The following is a 21,843-nucleotide window of genomic DNA, read 5'->3' as shown; positions in this document are numbered from 1 at the left end:
ATTAAAATTACAGTTAATCGAGTATGAAAAATAAAACCACATTACTTAATTTCATTTTTGGCACACTGAGTTTTCTTATTCCATTTATAATCTACCGACTTACATCTGTTAATGCATTGATGTTTGATGATGCCGGTGAGTTTGCATTAGTAATAAAGCTGGGAAGTATAGCACATCCGCCCGGTACTCCTGCTTATATATTTCTTGCCGGACTATGGACAAAACTGACTGATTTATTAAATGTATCAACTATCACCTCGTTGAACACATTCGCTTCCATTTGTGTTTCGACAGCTTGTTTACTTATTTATTTTTCGTTTGCAAAATTGGAGATCATTTAAAACCCGGCAATTCTCTATCTGTCAGATTTATTTCAATGATTACAGCGATTGGATTTGGAACTGCAGCAACTACATGGGCTTGGGCTAATAATATTGAAGTGTACAGCTTTCAGATCTTAACCATGTCGATCTTGCTTTTCGGTTTGATCAGTTTTCAATTCAAAAAAAATATTGCATTTATCGTCATAGCAGGAATTGGTATCGGACTTGGTCTGGCGGGCCATCATTTAACTATGATATTTTTTCTTCCGGTTGCCGTTCTCTTTTTGATCGATGGAATATTTAGTTATACGCCGGATGACCCTAAAAAGAAAAAACAAAAAGAAATTTCATTCATAGAAAAATTAACAGCCGTCTTTAAATCAAAGGCTTTTATTGTACTGACTTCAACTTCTGCAATGGTAATGTTCATTTTTTACGGATGGATGTACATGCGTGCACAGACTGATTATCCATTCATGTTTGGTCAGCCTAAAACTTTGGATCTGCTATTATATCATATCAAAGGAGGATCTTATGGAAAGAATCTGACATCAGCCAGCACCGATATCATTTCATCCCGATTCCCATTCTTTTTAAAACTAACGGCAATGCAGTTTTTTGTTTTGCTTCCATTCTTATTAATTGGAATCCGGGAAATGCTGAAAGGAAAAATGAAAATCGCAGTTTACTCAGCGATTTTTTATTTTCTCGCAATGTTCATCTATCAGTTGAACAATAATCAGTGGTCAAGTACAGATGCTTACCTCCTATTACCTTTTCTTGTCTTAACAATTCCCGTATTTATCGGCTGTCTGATGTGGGAAGAAAAATGGAAATTGAAATTTGTTTTACCTGTACTTATTTTAATTCAGATTGGATTCAACTACAAAGACCACAATAAAAAATCTTATCCTGTCAGCTCTGATCTGATGGAACTCCTCGATAAATCAGCTCCGAAAAATAGTGTTGTACTTATATCCGACTGGAGCACGATCATCCAATATTACTATTTCCGGATAGTTGAGAATTTCAGAACGGATCTGGTTGTGATCAACTACGACATGAAATTTACGCATTACCGAATCCTACCTGTTCTGTATCCTGAATTTTATCAAAAGATCAAACCCGAATATGATAAATACATTTCAGAATTAGGAAAAGAACATCCCGAACAAATTACCAATACAGGTTGTGATCTGAGTACTGAAATTCTGAATCAGACGTTTAGAAATCTTGTTCTTAAAACAGAAGAAGTCTGTAAAAAAGAAAACAGGTTTTATCTGACCGATCCGAAAGCCCATTACTTTTTCAGTACAAATAAATTTTATCAGCCCGGCAGATATGTCAGTGGATGTTTTAGCTCTTCGCAGCCCGGAGATTCGATCAGTGCAGAAGCTTTCTTAAAGATGGATTTTGCTTTTCTGTCCTCGCCGTTATTGATGAACGACCCATCTTCATTAGACAAGATGGTAGATTTCCAGGCTATGCTTGATAATCACATTTCGTTCTATAAGGCAAATAACAATTTGAATAAAGTTGCAGAAGCAGAATTTGCAAAAGAGAAGGTTATGAAATTACAACGTGAGTTAAAGAAAAGTATGTCATTTGCTTACAAGATCAAATAGACTTCCTATTCATCAGACCGATGATTGCCAGTTTATACGAATCCATTCCGAAACCGCTAATGCTGCCGATACATTTTCCGGCAATTAAAGAAATGTGTCGGTATTCTTCTCTTGCAAAAATATTAGAAATATGAACTTCGACCACAGGAGTTTTAATAGCCGCCACTGCATCTCCGATTGCAACTGAAGTATGTGTATAACCACCGGCATTCAGAATTATTCCATCGACACTAAATCCTTTTTCGTGCAGGTTATTGATAAGCTCACCTTCTACATTTGATTGGTAATATGAGAGATTTACTTCCTGAAATTCCTGCTTCAATACTTCGAAAAAAGCTTCGAATGACAGATTGCCGTATAAATCCGGTTCCCTTTTACCAAGCAGATTGAGATTTGGCCCGTTAATTATATGGATGTTCATAGAAGCGTCGATTTTGCCGCAAATTACTTACAATTATTCAATTCTTAATGTGGAAAAGTTTTCTTATCAAATCCCTTTCAAAGCTTCATTTTCGGCACTTTTGTTAGTACCTAATACCTAATTGTCTGAGCTGGAAAAGTTATAATATGGGTTTCAAGTCCTACTTGAAACTGGAGCGTTCGCTTTCAGAAAATTCTGTGGAAGCTTATCTGCATGACTTGAATATGCTCGAACAATTTCTTGTCATTTCAAAGCAAGCTCTCAGTCCATCCGAAATTAAAGTAAATCATCTCCGTGAATTTTTACAATGGATAAATGAATTAGGTCTAAGCGCAAGAAGTCAGGCCCGGATCATTTCAGGCTTGAAAGGATTTTTTAAATATTGTCTGATAGAGAATATTGTAACGGATGATCCCTCACAACTTCTGGACTCACCACGTCTGGGTAGAAAACTTCCTGATACACTGACTGTACATGATATCAATAATCTGATTGATGCAATTGATCTAAGTAAACCGGAAGGAGTCCGAAATAAAGCAATGTTGGAAACTCTTTACAGTTGTGGTTTCCGTGTGAGTGAATTAATTTCCTGAAATTATCGAATGTTCACTTTGAAATTGGCTTTGTAAAAGTGCTTGGCAAAGGTGACAAAGAAAGACTTGTCCCCATTGGAAGTGTCGCAATTAAATACATAAAAATTTATATCAATGAAATTCGTTGCCATGTGAATATTTCAGGTGGTTCCGAAGATTACGTTTTCCTGAATAAAAATGGAAAGCCATTATCACGAGTAATGGTATTCATGATCATAAAACAATTAGCAGAAAAAATAAACTTAAAAAAAAGTATAAGTCCGCACACATTCCGCCATTCATTCGCAACACACCTTATTGAAGGCGGAGCAGATCTCAGAGCTGTTCAGGAAATGCTCGGACATGAATCCATTACCACCACAGAAATCTATACACATCTCGATCGCGATTTTTTACGCGCATCGATATTAAAACATCATCCTCGCGCATGAGTTCCTTTTCAAAAAATAATAGATTGATGAAATTAAAACTAACAGGTATTTTAATCGGACTAAGTGTATTTTCTATTTTAATAGTAGCATTTGCAATTGACATGAATGGGAAAAATGACTTTGAAATTGTAAGCGGATCAAAGAATGTAGCCGGTACGATTGAATTTTCCGGGTACACATGGACTATAAAAGATTCTTATGGTAAACATACCGGTCCGGGAACAAATTATTTCTCAGGCTCAAAAGAAAATGTTTATGTTGATCCAAATGGCAAACTCCATCTCAGACTCACGATGAGAAATGACAAATGGTATTGTCCTGAAGTACGAATGCTGAATAACCTTGGATATGGAAGCTATATTTTCCATATCGATTCACTCGAAAATCCTTTGGATAAAGATATCGTTGTTGGATTATTTATGTACGACAGAGAAGATTCTATAAATTTTCATAAAGAAGTTGACATAGAATTTTCTCAATGGGGAAAAGACAATTCTTTGAATTCTCAGTATGTAATGCAACCAAAAGAAGATGAAGCATATCGTTTTAATACTGATTTCACAAAAAACTCGAAACACACAATAGAGATCCGAAAAAAGAAGATCGTTTTCAAGTCAGCTTATGAAAGTGAAGACAACAAAGGATGTTTTCAAAAAAACTATTCACATCATAAGATCAAACCGAATAAAGAGTACATGAGTATAAACGAAAGAGTCAGCATAAATGTCTGGTTGTACAAGATGTCGGAACCTTCAAACCTCAAGGAATTTGAGATCGTTATATCAAAGTTTGAATTCAAACCATTCAGATTTCCGGGAATCTTAAATCCGGCACCAAATCCTCAACAGTAATTTTTATGTTAATCCGTGGACTGACTTCCATACTCTTTCTCATCATCTCGAATTTTTCATGACGTTCGCATGGTATGGTCATTTACAATTCAAGAAATGGAACGTTTTTCAGACTACAGGTTTAATTGGCTTGATATTAATAAGTTGGGCAATTGCTTTGTTTGAATACATGTTTATGGTCCCTGCTAACAAACTAGGTTTCAATGAGAATGGCGGACCATTTAACCTCTTTCAATTAAAGATCTTACAGGAAGTGATTACGCTGGTAGTCTTCTCATTTTGTGCAATCTTTATTTTCAAGACCGATAAACTTCAATGGAACTATCTGGTAGGTTTTGGCTTTTTGATTTTAGCAGTATTTTTTATCTTTAAAAAATGGAATTGAACCCATGGTTTTTTCAGTTTCGGATGAATTAATTAACATATCCTTGCCGAGTAAAATACATCTTTATCTTTACCCCCATCATCCAACTTATGACAGATATAGAATTCAATAAAAATGAAGATGCCATGCGGCAATTGGTCGACGCATTAAAGCACAGACAAAGTAAAATTGCAGAAGGTGGTGGAGCAAAAAATGCTGCAAAACAAAAAGAGCAGGGAAAGATGCTTGCCCGTGAACGGATAGAATATCTGATCGATAAAAACACAGACTTTTTTGAGATCGGTGCTTTTGTTGCTGAAGACATGTATGCGGAATACGGTGGTTGTCCTGCTGCAGGAGTTGTTGCCGGAGTTGGTTATGTTTCAGGCAAACAATGTGTGATCGTTGCCAATGATGCAACTGTAAAAGCCGGAGCTTGGTTTCCTATGAGTGGCAAGAAAAATCTTCGTCTTCAGGAGATCGCAATGGAAAACAGATTACCGATCATTTACCTTGTAGACAGTGCAGGAGTATTTCTTCCTTTACAGGATGAGATCTTTCCTGATAAAGAACATTTCGGACGCATCTTTCGCAACAATGCAATTATGTCGTCTATGGGAATTATACAAGTTGCAGCGATCATGGGAAGTTGTGTAGCCGGTGGTGCATACTTACCTATCATGAGCGACGAGGCTATGATCGTTGATAAGACCGGATCTATTTTTCTTGCAGGATCTTATCTGGTAAAAGCAGCAATCGGCGAAGACATCGACAACGAAACATTAGGTGGAGCAACAACACAGTGTGAAGTGTCAGGAGTTACTGATAATAAATTTCCGAATGATAAAGCTGCACTTGATCACATCAGAAATATTTTCAGCAAACTTGGAGATTTCGAAAAAGCAGGATTCAACAGAGTGAAAACTGTTCAACCAGTTAAAAGTATAAAAGAACTTTACGGTATTGTGCCGAGTGAAGCATCAAAACAATACGACATGCATGAAGTCATTGCTCGTTTAGTTGATGGTGGTGAGTTCGATGAGTACAAAGACAAATACGGACAGAGTATTATTTGCGGAATTGCACGAATCGATGGCTGGGCAGTTGGTATTGTTGCAAATCAACGTAAGGTTGTGAAAAGCAAAAAAGGCGAAATGCAATTCGGCGGAGTCATCTATTCTGATTCTGCAGATAAAGCTGCTCGATTTATTATGAATTGCAATCAGAGAAAAGTTCCACTCGTTTTTCTGCAGGATGTAACCGGGTTTATGGTTGGTTCAAGAAGTGAACAAGGTGGAATCATTAAGGACGGAGCGAAAATGGTAAATGCCATGAGTAATTCTGTTGTTCCAAAATTTACTGTAATTATTGGGAACTCATATGGTGCCGGAAATTATGCAATGTGCGGTAAGGCATATGATCCACGATTTATCATTGGGTGGCCAACTGCTCAAATAGCAGTTATGGGTGGCGCACAGGCAGCAAAAGTTTTATTGCAAATTCAGGTGAGTGCTTTAAAAGCAAAAGGTAAAGAGATCACCAAAGAAGATGAAACAGAATTGCTGAAGAAGATCACAGACAAATATAATTCGCAGATCTCTCCTTATTATGCTGCATCACGATTGTGGCTCGATGCTATCATCGATCCTGCTGAGACCCGTAAATGGATCTCCATGGGAATTGAAGCAGCCAACCACTCTCCTATCACTAAACAATATAACGTAGGGATAATACAGACTTGAAAAGTGAAAAGTGAAAAGTGAAAGTGAAAAGTGAAGTGAAAAGTGAAAGTGAAAAGTGAAAAGTGTAAAGTGAAAAGTGAAAAAATTAATAAAAATATAATTCGATGAGCCTGATAGAAAAGATAAATAAAGTAAAAGAGTTCCATGAAACCTTCGGACTGGAATTTCATGAAACGCCCAATTCAAGTGTTAGCGACAGGATCGTCGACCTCCGCCATCGGTTGATGCAGGAAGAAAATGATGAATACCTTGAAGCCTGCAAAGAAGGAAATCTCACTCTCATTGCAGATGCCTTAGGGGATAAAATGTATATCCTTTTCGGAACGATCATAGCACATGGACTTCAGCATAAGATCGAAGAAGTTTTCGATGAGATTCACAGAAGTAACATGAGTAAGCTTGATGATAATGGCAAACCGATCTACCGTGAAGACGGAAAAATCATGAAAAGTGAAAATTATTTTTTGCCTGATATAAAAAGTGTTTTAGAGAAATGATTTTCAATAATCACGTATGATAAAAAAAGTCGGAGTTATTCTTTTTGCACTGATTTATTTTACAAATAGTAAATTAGTAGCACAAACCAATAACTCTGTCTATCAAAAAATACTGGCAGAATTTTGTGAAAACCAACTAAACAGTAACTTATTTAAAGGAGAATGTACTGGGCTTAAATTTGAGAAAAAAAATAAAATAATTATAAATTTGGATTCAACTTTATGGGAGCCTAGTTCATTTGTAATTGGTAATTATTTCAATCTTTCATTAGACGATATTATCTCAGGTGAAACGGATAGTACTAAGTGGGAAAGGCTAATTGACCAAATCAAAGTAAAAAATATTCCAATTGATTTAAAGGAATTTCCCGGAATTGAAATGACGAGTTTAATCACTCCACAACTCAATGGGGAATCTGATAATAATTACTTAATAAGATTTTCATCACCATTGATCTGGGATAAATATTCTTTCATTGAAATGTGGATTAAACAATCCTACTACAGCTCTGGAATAAGATTTATCTATAAAATTGACGCTTCAGGTAGTATAGATGAAGTCAAAAAAAATATCGTATGCGACGATTGGGGATGAAACCACCCATCAAACAAGATTTTTATCATCAATTTCTAAAATTTCGTTTTGGTTCTGAATAGCTTTTGTTGAGGAAGTTTAAGAAATTACTAAAACACTTCAAACTGGTTAATAAAAAGCTGAAAATCTTATTATCTTCGCCCTTCTTATTACCCATAAAATTATGATCAAAATTACTTTCCCTGATAAGAATGTCAGGGAGTATCCGAAAGGAACAAGTTCGCATGAGATCGCTAAGAGCATCAGTGAAGGACTGGCCCGTAACGTACTGGCTGCAAAAGTAAATGGAGAAACCTGGGACTCATCGCGTCCCATAATGGAAGATTCCACTTTACAATTGCTGACCTGGGATGATAAAGAAGGTAAGAATACCATGTGGCACTCCTCCGCTCACTTAATGGCTGAGGCATTGGAACAACTATATCCGGGTGTGAAATTTGGTATTGGCCCACCTGTTGACAATGGATTTTACTATGACATAGACCTTGGTGGCAACGTGATCTCTTCCGACGATTTTAAAAAGATCGAAGATAAGATGGTTGAACTTGCTAAGAAAGGTTCAAAATATGAGCGGACATCAGTCCCTAAAAGTGAAGCAATAGAATTTTTCAAAGCCAAAGGTGATGAATACAAACTTGATCTGTTGAATGATCTTGAGGATGGAACCATCACATTTTACAAGCAGGGAAATTTTACTGATCTCTGTCGTGGTCCGCATATTCCTGACACAGGTTTTATTAAGGCTGTGAAACTGATGAACATTGCCGGAGCTTACTGGCGTGGCGATGAGAAGAACAAACAGCTGACACGTATCTATGGAATTACATTTCCAAAGAAGAGTCAATTGGATGAATATCTTGTAATGGTCGAAGAAGCGAAGAAGCGCGATCACAGACGTATCGGAAAAGAACTGGAGATCTTCACATTCGATGATGATGTTGGTCCGGGTTTACCTTTATGGATGCCGAATGGTGGAGCCATCATCGAACAACTGAAAAGCTTGCAAAGTCAACTGAACAAGCGGCAGGTTATGAACGTGTACGTACTCCACACATTGCAAGAGAATCAATGTATCTTACAAGTGGACACTTGCCATATTACGAAGAAAGTATGTATCCGCCGATGATTCTTGAAGGAGAGAAATACTATCTCAAGGCAATGAATTGTCCGCATCATCATAAGATCTACAAAGAACTGAATCCAAGTTACAAGGACCTTCCTATTCGTCTTGCTGAGTATGGTACTTGTTACCGTTACGAGCAATCAGGCGAGTTGTTTGGTTTGATGCGCGTTCGTTGTCTTCAGATGAATGATGCACACATTTACTGTACGAAAGAACAATTTGCAGATGAGTTCAGAGCTGTGAATGAAATGTATCTGAAGTATTTCAAGATCTTCAACATCGATAAATACGTCATGCGTTTTTCAACTCATGAGCCGAAAAAATTAGGCAAAAAGTATGTTGATCAGCCGGAACTATGGCTGGAAACGGAAGACATGGTTCGGAAAGTTTTGATCGAATCCAACATCCCATATATTGAAGTTCCGGATGAAGGAGCTTTTTACGGACCTAAAATCGACGTTCAGGTTTGGAGTGCTATTGGCCGGGAGTTCACCCTTGCGACCAATCAGGTTGACTTCGCAGTTCCTGCCCGTTTTGGATTAACATACAAAAACAGCCAAAATAAGCTGGAAACGCCAATTTGTATTCACAGAGCTCCTCTGGGAACGCACGAACGGTTCATCGGATTCCTGATTGAGCATTATGCCGGCAATTTCCCTATCTGGTTAGCTCCCAAACAAGTAAGTATCCTTAGTATAAGCGAAAAATACAACGACTACGCTAAAAAAGTTTTACAATTGCTAATAAATTCCGATATTCGCGGACTCGTTGACAATAGAGATGAGACAATTGGCAAGAAGATCCGTGATGCTGAGATGAAAAAGATTCCTTTCATGCTCATAATCGGAGAAAAGGAGTTCAACGATAATAAAGTTTCAGTCCGTCGACACGGCTCAGGAGATGTTGGAAGTTTCACACTCGAAGAGTTCGCGAAAATGGTTCAGGACGAAATAAATAATAGCTTAAACATCAACAAACAATAAATTACATTTAGCAAGGAGGTTCCAATAGCAGCACCAAATCAATCTAACAGCAGGCCACCACTTTTTAACAAGTCCACATCAAGTCGTCCCCCATACCAAAGAGGACGTGGACCGGTAAAGAAAGAAGATGAGCACAGGATCAATGAAAGAATTCGCGTTCCGCAAGTTCGGCTTGTTGGTGATAATATCGTCAGCGATATCTATCCGACAGAAGAAGCATTACGGATGGCGAAAGAACAGGAATTAGATTTAGTTGAAATCGTTCCTACTGCAGATCCTCCTGTATGTAGAATCATTGAATATCAAAAGTTCTTATACGATAAAAAGAAAAAAGAGAAAGAGTTAAAGTCAAAGCAAGGCAAGCAAGTTGTAAAAGAAGTTCGTTTTGGTCCAAACACCGATGAACATGATTTCAACTTCAAAGTAAAGCATGCAATGAACTTTCTGGAGGATGGAAATAAAGTAAAAGCATACGTTCACTTCAGAGGTCGTACGATCGCCTACAAAGAAAAAGGTGAGATCATACTACTGAAATTTGCTCAGGCACTTGAAGAGTATGGTAAAGTAGAATTACTTCCGAAACTGGAAGGGAACAGGATGTTTATTCACCTGGCTCCTATTCCTCGTAAAAAGAGTAAGTAATTATTAACGAAAAGTGAAAAGTGAAAAAGAATTAATCAAATAAGTTAAATAGTTAAGGCGATGCCAAAAATGAAAACGCACTCCGGTGCGAAGAAACGGTTTAAATTAACCGGTACAGGAAAAATTAAAAGAAAGCAGGCTTACAAAAGTCACATCTTGACAAAGAAAGAAACAAAGCGTAAACGTAATCTTACGAAAGCAGCTTTGGTATCTCCTGGAGATACATACAGAGTTGAGAGAATGCTAGTGATCTGATCTTTTAATTAAACAAAACAATTTTTTAACCAGGTGAAAAGCAAAAAAGTTCTGCGTAAGGTAGACGCTTAAGCCAAAAACAAAAAACAATGCCTCGTTCAGTCAATGCCGTCGCGTCGCGCGCCCGCAGAAAAAAAATGTTCAAACTCGCCAAAGGTTACTGGGGTGCGAGAGGAAATGTTCTTACAGTTGCTAAGAATACAGTCGAAAAAGGTCTAGGTTACGCCTACCGTGATCGTCGTCAAAAGAAACGTAATTTCCGTTCATTATGGATCCAACGTATCAATGCAGGTGCTCGTCTCTATGAAATGAGTTACTCTGAGTTGATGGGAAAAATACATGCAAAGAATCTTGGGATCAATCGTAAGACGCTTGCCGATCTTGCAATGAATCATCCTGATGCTTTCAAAGCAGTGATTGATTCTGTAAAATAAAAAACTACGCCATAGTTTTTAGTGAATCAATGTTTAAAGAGAACCTTCGGGTTCTCTTTTTTTTTTTTGATAAGAGTTCAAGGTTCAGAGTTCAAAGTTCAAAGTTGGCTTCGTAGCCACCTACGAAGCCAACTTTGAACATTGAACTTTGAACCTAATACTTTTTTGCCAAACATTATGTTAACCACCGCTTACTTCTTCAACTTCTCCTGAGCCGGTTTATAGCCTGGAACAATTCCGATGGTTGCAATAAAATCTTTTTTAGCCGCTTCCTTATTACCAATCTTCTCAAAACAAACACCACGATTAAAAAAAGCCTCCGCATATTGATCGTTTGATTTAATTGCTTCTGTATAAAATTTGATCGCTTCATTCCAGTTGGATGAAAGTACCGAATTGATGTATCCCAGATTGAAATAAGCATCTGCATAGTGCGGTTCGATCTTGATGATGGTATTATAATCTGCCACAGCCTTCCCTATCTCACCGGTATTCTGGAAAAATAATCCGCGGTTATATAATGCTTCTGTACTGTTGGGTTCAATCTTTAAAGCGTTATTATAGTACTGAACAGCTAATGGATTATTTCTTGCTGCATAAATATTTCCTAACTGAATAAAAGCATCATAATCCGGACTTAGATCCACAACGGTATTGAAAGATGATACTGCCTTTGCAGTATCGCCCATCTCTTTGTAAGCAAATCCACGTAGATAATACGCACGAACGAGATTTTTGTCAAGCTTCAGGGCTTCATTTGAATAGAGCAAACTTTTCTGGTAACCTTTTACATAAAAATACAATTCCGATAATTTCAGATAAGCATCTTTATTCTTCGGATCGAGTTTTACTACTTTTTCAAAGCTGTCGGATGCCCGTTTGATCTGGAAAGTCTTGAATGCAACATCAGCCAGGAGCATCAGGTATTCTGTATTGGTGCTATCTATTGCTGTCGCTCTGTTCAGGTCCTCAAAAGCCTGATTCATTACATCTTTCTGAATAAAAATTTTTGCTCTTTGAAATAACAGATCTGCCCGATTTGGATTTGCAGCAATGTCTTCGTTTAATTTTGTGAAGGCATCTTTAGTGGTTGTTCCTTTTTCATTTTCACCTGGTGCCTTATCATTTTTGCAGGATGATAAGGCCAGAAATAAACATAGGTGAAATAAAAATAATTTTCGCAGGAGTACTTTCGATTTTACAAACATCTTTTGAGTCATAATTATCTTTAAAATAAAAAAGCCACAAAACGATCTGTTTTGTGGCTGAAAAATACAATTTATTTATGAATGAATTCCGACTGGAAACACATCAATTAGAATTTGGACTGTAGAAGTTTAGATAGCATTGCTACTTACCACTCACTACTTACCAAAACTTATTGTGCTGCAGCTTCCAACATCAACTGACGGATCTTACCTTCGATCTCATCGGATAGTTCAGGATTATCAAGAAGTAATTGCTTTACAGAATCGCGGCCTTGACCAAGTTTAGTTTCGCCGTAGCTGAACCATGAACCCGATTTTTTTACGATACCTTTATCTACACCTAAGTCAACGATCTCTCCTACTTTAGAAATTCCTTCACCATACATGATGTCGAATTCAGCCAGACGGAAAGGAGGCGCAACTTTATTTTTTACAACTTTTACTTTTGTACGGTTACCTACAACGTTTTCTCCGTCTTTGATCTGACCGATACGACGGATATCTACACGTACAGAAGCATAGAACTTCAATGCATTTCCACCTGTAGTTGTTTCCGGGTTACCGAACATCACACCGATCTTCTCACGAAGCTGGTTGATGAAGATGCAACAACATCCTGTACGGTTAATAGATGCAGTAAGTTTTCTTAGTGCCTGTGACATCAAACGAGCCTGAAGACCCATTTTGCTTTCGCCCATTTCGCCTTCGATCTCCGCTTTAGGAGTCAATGCTGCAACTGAGTCAATTACGATAATATCGATTGCACCTGAACGGATCAGGTTTTCAGCGATCTCAAGAGCTTGCTCACCATTATCCGGTTGAGAGATCAATAGGTTCTCTATATCAACTCCTAATTTCTGAGCATAGAATCTGTCGAATGCATGCTCTGCATCGATGAAAGCTGCAATACCACCGTTCTTCTGAACGTTTGCAATAGCATGAATTGCCAATGTTGTTTTACCGGATGATTCAGGTCCGTAGATCTCAACTACACGTCCCTTTGGAAACCCGCCTATACCAAGCGCCATATCTAAAGTGATAGAACCAGTAGAAATTGATTCTACTTGTTCAACAGGTTCGTCACCCATTTTCATGATCGTACCTTTACCGTAAGCTTTTTCAAGTTTATCGATCGTTAATTGAAGGGCCTTTAATTTTTCTTTCCCATTCTCTCTAGCTGATTCTCTAGCTGATTCTTTTGCTGATTCTTTTGTCTCTGCTGCCATAGTTATATTTGTTTATTTATATCTGTTTTATGTGATTGCCTTACAATCATCGTTCTGATATACAAATGTGCTAAATCTTTTGATACGTGGTGCTTTTCAGGCAAAATTTATTAACATATTATCCTTAAAAAGTATGGTTTTGTTGATAAATAGTTTGGATTGGGATATAGTCATTATATTATCCTGCATGTTTTGGGGACGTTTGTTCAAAGTTCAAGGTTCAAAGTTCAAAGTTCGCTCTGTAGGAACCTACGAAGCTAACTTTGAACTTTGAACCTTGAACTTTGAACATAAAAAAAACGCCCCACCGAAGCAGAGCGTCTTACCTAACTTATTATACTACCTGTTAATTTATTTTTATGTTCACGCCACCTTCGTTTTTGATCTTTTTGGTTTTTCCATTTGATTTGATCTCAACGCCTGTGCTGTCGACTTTGATAATGGATTCATCATCTCCTTCGCCACTGCTTATGTGTACTCCGTGCTGATCAATTTTAACGTGACTATCGCCATCATTGAAATCGTACTTGTCTCCTCCTATTGTATCTTCACTTCCATCACAATCAACACAAGTCAATCCTTTTTCAGTCATCAGCCAGTTTTTTCCTAGCATGTCGCTGTCGTAAATATTCTGGATGTTGTCGATATCATAGATGAAATCGTCGAGTGAGTGATCGAGGTATACAGAACCTCCGACAGGAACTTTCAATAACAACTGAACTTTCTGTCCACGATACTTTTCATCTTTGTCGATAATGAAACGTCTGTTGAATTTCATAACAGAATCAAATTGCGATAATGAATATGAAATGTGAGTCGCTCTTTCAGAAGCTTCTTTATTGGATGAACCATGTGCGTACATGATCTGAACAAGCTGGAATGAATCATTCGGACTTTTTACTACATCCAGATGAATATCCCCGGACTGAAGTTGGCCATCTTTCATTTTCAGAAAGAACTCACCGTTCCAGTCATCATTTCCCCAACGATCGTAGTATTTTTTCTCACCGGAATGATTTTCCTCTTTGTTTTCCATTTCCAATCGCATAGTGCGTGATACCGGTTGACTGACAGGAATTGTCTGGCGTACACTTGAACTGTCTGCAAACTCGCGGCCAACACGGATACCCATTACCAGGCATGTAACCAAAGCAACCAGCCAGATTCCCAATGCAGTAAAGTTGACCACCCGTGAAGACTTGCGGATGTTGAACAACATTCTTGCACCTGCATATGCCAGCATTAAGAATGGAATTGCAAGAAGTACTATTGCGCATATAAATGCCAGTCCGAATTGAAATCCATCAGGAAATACATGTCTTAAGAATTCCGGTATTTGTGTTCCCGGAAATCTGAACAGTGCAAGAATTGAGAAGAACAATGCTGCTCCAATTACCAATCCAATGAACAGGAAGAATATCGCAATCAGTTTACCAAGGAACAAAAACAAATATTTGAATAGTGTTCCAAGTCCATCAAAAAAACGACTTACAAAGTTGTCTCTTTTTGGTTCTCTTCCTTCCTGAATGTTTTTTTCGATACTGGATACATTCACGGGTTCACCACGCATCTTTAGTTTTTCTACAGATGAGTCAGCCTGAGGAATGATGATCCACAGAATGATGTATAACAGAAATCCTGAGCCGAAGAATACAAGTGCGCCTGCAAAGATCAAACGGATCCAGACCGGATCGATGTCGAAATATGCAGCTATTCCTGAACAGACACCACCAACTATTTTTTCATCGGGATTTCTGTAAAGTCTCTTTTGAGTTTTTCCTTCAATGATAGGTTCTTGCTTCTCTTCAGCTGTAGAATCTGAATCATTGAATTGTTCGGGACGTCCCATTAACAAGGTAACTTCCTCTACATCTTCAAGAGTGATCACCTGTTTGCTGTCCTTCACTTTCTCCTGAAACATTTCAGCGATGCGGGATTCGATATCCTGCATAATTTCGTCTCTGCCTTCTGCTGTTGTAAAATGCAGTCGGATCGATTCCAGGTACGCTTTGAATCTTTCGTAAGCGTTTTCATCGATATGGAAAACTATTCCACCGATATTTACTGTTACAGTCTTATTCATGATGATCAGGTTTTTGTGTGGTCAGGTTAACAGCTTCAACGAGTTCTTTCCAGGTTGAACGAAGTTCTTCTAAAAATTTTGTCCCCAATGGGGTTAATGAATAATATTTGCGTGGCGGTCCGGATTTGCTCTCTATCCATCTGTACTGAAGTAGTCCGCCGTTTTTCAATCGGGTCAATAATGGATACAATGTACCCTCCACGACGATCAATTTTGAGACTTTCATTTTGGCGATAATGTCGGAGGGATAAATTTCTTCCTTCTCCAGGATCGACAAAATACAAAACTCCAGTACTCCTTTACGCATCTGAGCTTGTGAATTTTCAAGGTTACTGCCCATTGCTTTTCTTTTTTTGTAAATTGTAAGTAGTTAGTGGTAAGTGGAACTTTTAAATCGTGATTCGTAATTAGTAATTAGAGATTTGAACGCGATTTTGAAAGGTCTCCCACTCTTATTTGATTTTGCTTCTTGTTATCTATTATTGAACGATGGTTGTGCCTTTGTCAGATGCGGGAAGATTTGCGATTCTTTCACTTCTGTTGGCATCCAGGTTATCGGCGTAGATACTGCCTTGTCCGATCACTCTTGAAAAGGAATCACCTGTGCTGCCGGAGACGATGATCTTGCCTTTGCCCTTTACGATCATGCCTACGGTGAGTGTCCGCACATCCATTCGGATACTTCCTGAGCCATTTACTTTCAGAAGCAGGATATCGGAATTGATGAGGCCATTGGCATAAACTTTCGCATCACCATTTACCTCGACCAGACTTATGTCCTGAACCGTTACGTGAATTGTTACAGCGTGCTTATTATTTCCGTCGATGATCAATGAACCATTTTCAATTTTTGTTGAAATCTCTTTTACAGTATTCTTCTCCCCTTCGATCCGGATTGAATTTGTTTCGCCTTGAGATAAGATCACATTAGCCGGTGTGTTGACAATTAGGCCTGAAAAAGTGTTGAAGTTTCTCAAGTCAGTAGTGAGTTCAGATGAATCGCTACTTGCAAAAGCATATCCTGTTATCGTAAGCAGGATGGCCGCGAAAAATAATTTTGTTTTCATTGGGTGAGATTTTGGTGTGTAATTATTTAGAACTATGTATTACCTTCTGTTTGGTGATACAAAGATACGGTCATAGAAAGGTATTATGCAATACATAGTACTAAATAAATTACAAGAATTGTGTTAATATGTTCATTTTCAATTAAATAATTTTCAAGATTTTTTATTAAAATTTTGGATTCAAAAGAAATCATTGAAAAATCCTATGAATTTGAGGTAGCATGAAATTGATATTTTGGATTATTCCGATTTAATATGGGTGTCGGCGAATCATGTGCGACCCCTCCGGGGTCGGATCGGTTCTATTCATTTTTTTTTCTACAAATATGCGACCCCTCCGGGGTCGGTAGTGGTAATGAGCATCTGTGCCTAAGTAAATCCAGATGCAAATCTTTTTTTAACCGGTCAGCTAATACAGACGGCTATAGAGCTTATAACAATAATGCAAATGACAATTAGTTTTTAAAAAAAAGTAAAGAAAATTTTTACCAAACAGAATTTAATATTCGCAAGACATATTTAAATGAAAATTAAAAAGGGAACTAAAATGTTTTTTAGAAATCATTTTAATTCCCTTTTTATATTCGCTCGGTATCTTTTATAAAAGACTATCTCACAATAGAAATGCGTATAGACTTCGAAGAATTTCCATTTGTAAATTTACCAATGTACAATCCTGAAGGAATGAAAGAAATATCAAGATCTAATTTCCCTTCCATCACTTCATTTGAGATCTGCTGTGATAGAATTTCTTTTCCTTCTAATGAGTATAATGCGAAAGAACTTTTCTCCTGATTTGAAATTTTATAATTGACAACTAATTTATCACTTGCCGGATTTGGATAAACGCCTGCTAAAAATTCATCGTTCTCTCCTACTCTTGTGTTGTATCCGGGAATCTGTATTGAATAAAGTTTAGGTGTGCCACTGAAGCCTACTTCTATCAGATAAAGCATATTGCTATCCAATACCATATCAACCGGATGATTGAAGCCCATTGCAATTCGAGTAGATGAAAAAGTGTAATTATCACCTGTTCCGTCTTTCGTCATCTCCAGATGCAGAATATCTTCTCCCGGATCTCCGAATGGTGACATTAAGGTTGATGCTCCTGAAAGTGTTGAATCACCACGAGTGTAACAGGTAATGAAACCATGTCCTCTGAACTCACTATCGAGTATACTATCTCTATCGAAAACCAAACCTAATGGTGCTCGATGTGCAGTGAAGCTATACATTCCAATTGCAAGATCACTTGCATCCATGATCATTCCATTGGTTGAATCACGGAATTGATCGGCATCAGGACCATAATTGATACACGGTTTTGTCAATTGTAATCCCGGAGGTAATTGCGGGAACTGAGGATCGTTGGTAAAGAAGCCTTCTACATAACTTGTACTTGTATGATTGATCATTACATCTGCAGAAGAATCAAATCCTGCAAACTGTTGCGGATTGTAAGCATCACCCATTACCCATGGAAAACCGTAATGATGTCCGCTTCGGATCCAGTTCAATTCATCATCCATATCTCTGTCACCGGAATTTTCCGCACCGAAAAGATCGCCATCACCATTGTAAGCAAAGTCATATGTGTTCCTTATTCCTTTACACAAAATAAGTCCGAGTGTATCAAGCGCTGTTGAATCATCAGGTAGGATGAGACTATCACCATCTACAGGAATTTTGAGAATTACTGAAGTGATGGGTTTATTTCTTATTCCACTATAGAGACCGTAACGAGTTTGTTCTTCACCATGATCACCGCGTGATCCACTAGTCACATAGATTGAATCACCTGTAGTGTTTACTATAGTACCACTGAACAAGTGATCAAAATAATCTGCTGTTTCATAAGCTTCAGAAATAGCGACAACATTCCATAGCCAGCTTCCATCAGGTTGTAATTTTCCACGGGAAACTATTCCACGTGTTAAAGGAGTGTTCGATGTTAAATTTCCACTGACATACATTGAACTGTCGCGGAAACAGAATCCTTGAACATAAGTGACGCCATGAAAATTTGAATCTGCAACAAGAGTATCATAAGCTGGTCCACCAAAAGGTTGCATGACCCGATAGATATTCCCACCGGTTGTTGCGTAAAACAAATCGTGGGAGATCGGATCGAGATCCATTCTGGTGACTTGCAGATTTACATCCAGTACATGATTTACAATAATATCAGGACGTAAAGAAACCGGCTGACTGAATCCGGATGAATAGATAATTAATAATAGAAATTGTGTGAGATAGATTTTTTTCATGATTTAAATTTGTGTGTGATTTTAACAGATATGTGAAGACTCTTTTGAAAATTATTTTAAAAAATTTTACATGCCACTTTCCAACTGATCTCTCTAATATAATTAATTTAAAAAATATACCATAGCAATGTAAACCTTTCATGCACAAAAAAAAAGCGGTACCGAAAAAATCCGGTACCGCTTTCAATAGAAATTGAAGAATATTATTTGCCTTTGATAGAAAGAAGTTCTACGTCAAAGATAAGTGTTGAATTTGCTTCGATCTTCGGACCTGCAGCGCGATCGCCATATGCAAGGTCTGATGGAATGAACAATTTGTATTTAGAACCAACTTTCATTAGTTGTAAAGCTTCTGTCCAGCCTTTGATAACTGCACCCACAGGGAATTCAGCCGGTTGACCTCTTTCAATTGAAGAATCGAATACTGTACCGTCGATCAAGGTTCCATGATAATGTACTGAAACTGTATCAGTTGGAGTTGGCATAGGACCTGTTCCTTCAGTGATAACCTGATACTGAAGTCCGTCCGGAAGTTCAACCACACCCGGTTTTTTCTTATTTTCTGCAAGGAATGCTTTTCCTTTTGCAACATTGGCATCGCCTTTAGCTTTTGCTTTATCGCCAAGGTAAGCCTGGATAACACTTTGTGCTTCCATTTGAGTAAGCATCAGACTGTCTCCTTTAATAGCACTTTGAATTGCTATTTTAAGAACATCCAGATTCAAAGAATCAAGACCGTCTTTTTTCATGTTAGAACCGATAGAAATACCGATAGCATAAGCTACAGAATCCGCATTGTTTTTAAGATTAGCTGCAGATTTTCCTTTCTGACCTTGACATGAGAACAAGGTAGCGATACTGAAACAAGCTGCGAGAGCAAAAACTTTTTTGTTCATAGTTATTTTATTTATGAGGGCGCGAAGATATGAAAACTTCAATATCCATCTTCAAAAGTCATTAAATTCTTCAAAATCTTTATTCCATCTTCATCACCTTCGATTTCTACCTACTCAATACTGACATTATCCCTCAAAAACCAATAGTTTACAAAAAGGAAGTTGTGAATTTAAAGCAAAAACTATATTTGTGCCCAAATCTGAAATGTGCCCAAAGTCCTCATTATTATAAATCGGTTGAATTTAGGTGGTCCTGCTTTCCATGTAGCCACATTAACAAAATACCTGACGCCTGAATTTGAAGTTTTACTGGTTGCCGGAACCAAGGATGATTCTGAGGAAAGCTCCGATTATATTGTTAAAAATATGGGGCTGAACTTTGTGAATCTCCCTGAGATGCATCGTTCAATCCGGCCGTTGAAAGACTACCGGTCGTACAGACAATTGCGTAAAATGATCCGTGAATTCAAGCCGGATGTAGTTCATACACATGCTGCAAAAGCAGGAGCTTTAGGCCGCCTTGCAGCATTTCACGAAAGAGTTCCTGTGATCCTGCATACTTTTCATGGTCATGTATTTCACAGCTACTTTTCTTCAATTAAATCAAGAGTTTTTCTTATGATAGAAAGATATCTGGCGAAAAAAAGTTCAGGAATAATTGCCATCAGTGAACGGCAGAAAAAAGAACTTACTTTCAAATACAGAGTTTGTCCGGCCGAAAAAGTACACATGATCCCATTGGGATTCGACCTCCGGAAATTTCAGGAGGATATACCTGAGAAAAGAGAAACGTTCCGGAAGAAATATTTTCTGGAAGACGATGAAATAGCAGTTGGAATTATTGGCAGATTGGTTCCGGTAAAGAATCACCCCTTATTTATGGCCAGTGCTGCTTCGGTTTTAAAACAGACCAAAAGAAAAGTGAGATTTTTCATAATTGGAGATGGAGAAAGCAGGGAACTACTTTTCAGAGAAGCGGAGGCATTAGGAATGAATTATACCTATTTCAGATCAAAACCGGTAAAAGCTGATCTTACTTTTTGCAGTTGGATAAAAGATGTGGATGTTGCAATTTCCGGATTGGATATTGTTGCCATAAGTTCACACAATGAAGGAACTCCGGTTAGTCTGATCGAGGCTCAGGCCGGTGATAAACCCGTGATCTCAACCAATGTTGGCGGGATCGAGAATGTTGTTATCAAGAACGATACAGCTTTACTTGTCGATAGCAATGATTATAAAGAATATGCCGAACAGCTTTTGCGTTTGATCGAAGACGATGAGCTCAGAAACAGACTTGGGAAAAATGGCTGGGAATTCGTACGTGAAAAATTCCATTTTACAAGAATGATCAAGGAAGTTTCTTTGTTATATAAGCAGTTACTAACTAAACGAAAGTGGAAGTAAAAAAGGGTTTTCAATTCAACATAATATTCTATTTTTGTTGGCTAAGCAAAAAAATGTATAGACTCCTCTTCATTCTCATATTATTGACTTCTTGTCAGGGATTTAATCCAAACAGGATGTTCAAGACACCTAAAGGGTACGAATTTGCCAAAGACACAACGGTTTCATCTTCTCCATTAGTTTATCTGATTCAACCGGGCGATAAGCTTGCATTGAAAATTTACAGTAATGATGGATTCAAACTTGTTGATATTACATCATCCACTAATTACAACAATGAAGGTAATTCAGCAATGGTTGATGTTACTTTTAGTGTTGACAATGACAGTACTGTAAAATTGCCAATAATCGGTCGTATTTCTGTCGTTGGATTGAGTGTGCGGGAAGGCGAAAAATTACTTGAGCAGTTATATTCAAAATATTATAATGATCCATTCATTATAATTAAAGTTACCAATAGAAATGCAATCGTTTTTCTGAACGATCAGGGAAGAGGAACAGTAGTTGAACTGAATAATGATAATACCACATTGTATGAAGCCCTGGCTAAGGCAGGTGGAATCGGAGAATATAGCAAAGCCTATCGCATAAAGATCTTACGAGGAGACCCTAAAAATCCAAAAGTGTTTCTTGCGGACATCTCAACAATTGAAGGGCTTAAAACTTCCGAGTTAAGAGTCTTATCAAATGACATCATTTATGTTGATGCAGGATCAAGATTTACGAAGAGACTCGCGGCTGATGTTCTTCCGGTAATTGGAATTATATCTTCTATTCTATTAGTTGTCTCTTACATTAATCAATAGA

Annotated in this window: 22 protein-coding genes and 1 pseudogene; 15 read left to right on the top strand and 8 right to left on the bottom strand. The window is 37.7% G+C overall.

Annotated features, from left to right (window positions below):
* Positions 1-23: 23 nt before the first annotated feature.
* Together IPL24_00530 and IPL24_00525 are read left to right on the top strand one after the other, a co-directional pair.
* Positions 24-341, top strand: coding sequence for a DUF2723 domain-containing protein (locus tag IPL24_00530; protein MBK8362204.1), 318 nt, complete (start codon positions 24-26; stop codon positions 339-341).
* On the top strand, positions 296-1,948 hold the full coding sequence (locus IPL24_00525; GenBank protein MBK8362203.1) for a DUF2723 domain-containing protein: 1,653 nt from the start codon (positions 296-298) through the stop codon (positions 1,946-1,948). Before IPL24_00530 ends, IPL24_00525 begins: the two co-directional genes overlap by 46 nt.
* On the opposite strand, the gene aroQ is transcribed toward IPL24_00525, so the two are convergent.
* Entirely contained in the window at positions 1,941-2,369 is a 429-nt protein-coding gene (gene aroQ / locus IPL24_00520; protein MBK8362202.1) for a type II 3-dehydroquinate dehydratase, read from the bottom strand. The genes IPL24_00525 and aroQ overlap by 8 nt on opposite strands.
* Before the next feature lie 146 nt (positions 2,370-2,515).
* Between aroQ and IPL24_00515 the strand changes: the two genes are divergently transcribed.
* From IPL24_00515 to rplT, 11 genes and pseudogenes are all read left to right on the top strand, one after another.
* Positions 2,516-2,962, top strand: a complete 447-nt coding sequence (locus tag IPL24_00515) for a site-specific integrase (GenBank protein ID MBK8362201.1) — start codon at positions 2,516-2,518, stop codon at positions 2,960-2,962.
* Positions 2,950-3,393: a tyrosine-type recombinase/integrase gene (locus IPL24_00510; GenBank protein ID MBK8362200.1), complete on the top strand. Its 444-nt coding sequence runs from the start codon at positions 2,950-2,952 to the stop codon at positions 3,391-3,393. The genes IPL24_00515 and IPL24_00510 overlap by 13 nt, the downstream gene beginning before the upstream one ends.
* Before the next feature lie 26 nt (positions 3,394-3,419).
* On the top strand, positions 3,420-4,244 hold the full coding sequence (locus tag IPL24_00505) for a glycoside hydrolase family 16 protein (GenBank protein ID MBK8362199.1): 825 nt from the start codon (positions 3,420-3,422) through the stop codon (positions 4,242-4,244).
* Between the two features lie 58 nt (positions 4,245-4,302).
* Complete coding sequence (locus IPL24_00500; GenBank protein MBK8362198.1) at positions 4,303-4,629, top strand: DMT family protein; 327 nt, start codon at positions 4,303-4,305, stop codon at positions 4,627-4,629.
* Between the two features lie 89 nt (positions 4,630-4,718).
* On the top strand, positions 4,719-6,350 hold the full coding sequence (locus IPL24_00495) for an acyl-CoA carboxylase subunit beta (protein ID MBK8362197.1): 1,632 nt from the start codon (positions 4,719-4,721) through the stop codon (positions 6,348-6,350).
* 110 nt (positions 6,351-6,460) lie between these two features.
* Positions 6,461-6,847 carry a nucleoside triphosphate pyrophosphohydrolase family protein gene (locus IPL24_00490; GenBank protein ID MBK8362196.1) on the top strand — a complete coding sequence of 129 codons (387 nt, stop codon included), beginning with the start codon at positions 6,461-6,463 and terminating at the stop codon, positions 6,845-6,847.
* Positions 6,848-6,863: 16 nt separating this feature from the next.
* Complete coding sequence (locus tag IPL24_00485; GenBank protein MBK8362195.1) at positions 6,864-7,442, top strand: hypothetical protein; 579 nt, start codon at positions 6,864-6,866, stop codon at positions 7,440-7,442.
* A gap of 163 nt (positions 7,443-7,605) precedes the next feature.
* A pseudogene (gene thrS, locus IPL24_00480) lies at positions 7,606-9,548 on the top strand (threonine--tRNA ligase).
* A gap of 24 nt (positions 9,549-9,572) precedes the next feature.
* On the top strand, positions 9,573-10,190 hold the full coding sequence (locus IPL24_00475) for a translation initiation factor IF-3 (GenBank protein MBK8362194.1): 618 nt from the start codon (positions 9,573-9,575) through the stop codon (positions 10,188-10,190).
* A gap of 60 nt (positions 10,191-10,250) precedes the next feature.
* Entirely contained in the window at positions 10,251-10,445 is a 195-nt protein-coding gene (gene rpmI, locus IPL24_00470; protein ID MBK8362193.1) for a 50S ribosomal protein L35, read from the top strand.
* An 89-nt stretch (positions 10,446-10,534) separates the two neighbouring features.
* Positions 10,535-10,879, top strand: coding sequence for a 50S ribosomal protein L20 (rplT, locus tag IPL24_00465; protein MBK8362192.1), 345 nt, complete (start codon positions 10,535-10,537; stop codon positions 10,877-10,879).
* A 191-nt stretch (positions 10,880-11,070) separates the two neighbouring features.
* Here rplT and IPL24_00460 read toward each other — a convergent pair whose 3' ends face one another.
* The 7 genes from IPL24_00460 to IPL24_00430 all read right to left on the bottom strand — a co-directional run bounded on the left by IPL24_00460 (position 11,071) and on the right by IPL24_00430 (position 19,629).
* Complete coding sequence (locus IPL24_00460) at positions 11,071-12,087, bottom strand: tetratricopeptide repeat protein (protein MBK8362191.1); 1,017 nt, start codon at positions 12,085-12,087, stop codon at positions 11,071-11,073.
* 170 nt (positions 12,088-12,257) lie between these two features.
* Positions 12,258-13,313 (bottom strand): recombinase RecA, encoded by a 1,056-nt coding sequence (gene recA, locus IPL24_00455; GenBank protein MBK8362190.1) that lies wholly within the window; start codon positions 13,311-13,313, stop codon positions 12,258-12,260.
* Positions 13,314-13,659: 346 nt separating this feature from the next.
* Positions 13,660-15,396: a PspC domain-containing protein gene (locus IPL24_00450; protein ID MBK8362189.1), complete on the bottom strand. Its 1,737-nt coding sequence runs from the start codon at positions 15,394-15,396 to the stop codon at positions 13,660-13,662.
* Positions 15,389-15,736 (bottom strand): PadR family transcriptional regulator, encoded by a 348-nt coding sequence (locus tag IPL24_00445; protein ID MBK8362188.1) that lies wholly within the window; start codon positions 15,734-15,736, stop codon positions 15,389-15,391. Before IPL24_00445 ends, IPL24_00450 begins: the two co-directional genes overlap by 8 nt.
* Positions 15,737-15,875: 139 nt before the next feature.
* Positions 15,876-16,463 (bottom strand): DUF2807 domain-containing protein, encoded by a 588-nt coding sequence (locus IPL24_00440; protein MBK8362187.1) that lies wholly within the window; start codon positions 16,461-16,463, stop codon positions 15,876-15,878.
* A 608-nt stretch (positions 16,464-17,071) separates the two neighbouring features.
* Entirely contained in the window at positions 17,072-18,733 is a 1,662-nt protein-coding gene (locus IPL24_00435; GenBank protein ID MBK8362186.1) for a T9SS type A sorting domain-containing protein, read from the bottom strand.
* A 203-nt stretch (positions 18,734-18,936) separates the two neighbouring features.
* Entirely contained in the window at positions 18,937-19,629 is a 693-nt protein-coding gene (locus IPL24_00430; protein MBK8362185.1) for an FKBP-type peptidyl-prolyl cis-trans isomerase, read from the bottom strand.
* 207 nt (positions 19,630-19,836) lie between these two features.
* Between IPL24_00430 and IPL24_00425 the strand changes: the two genes are divergently transcribed.
* Both IPL24_00425 and IPL24_00420 read left to right on the top strand, forming a co-directional pair.
* Positions 19,837-21,036: a glycosyltransferase gene (locus IPL24_00425; GenBank protein ID MBK8362184.1), complete on the top strand. Its 1,200-nt coding sequence runs from the start codon at positions 19,837-19,839 to the stop codon at positions 21,034-21,036.
* A gap of 53 nt (positions 21,037-21,089) precedes the next feature.
* Positions 21,090-21,842: a polysaccharide biosynthesis/export family protein gene (locus IPL24_00420; GenBank protein ID MBK8362183.1), complete on the top strand. Its 753-nt coding sequence runs from the start codon at positions 21,090-21,092 to the stop codon at positions 21,840-21,842.
* Position 21,843 lies beyond the last annotated feature (1 nt).

The sequence above is a fragment of the Bacteroidota bacterium genome (assembly GCA_016711505.1).
In the GTDB taxonomy this organism is placed as follows: Bacteria; Bacteroidota; Bacteroidia; order AKYH767-A; family 2013-40CM-41-45; genus JADKIH01.
This window is presented reverse-complemented; position numbering and strand designations above follow the sequence as displayed.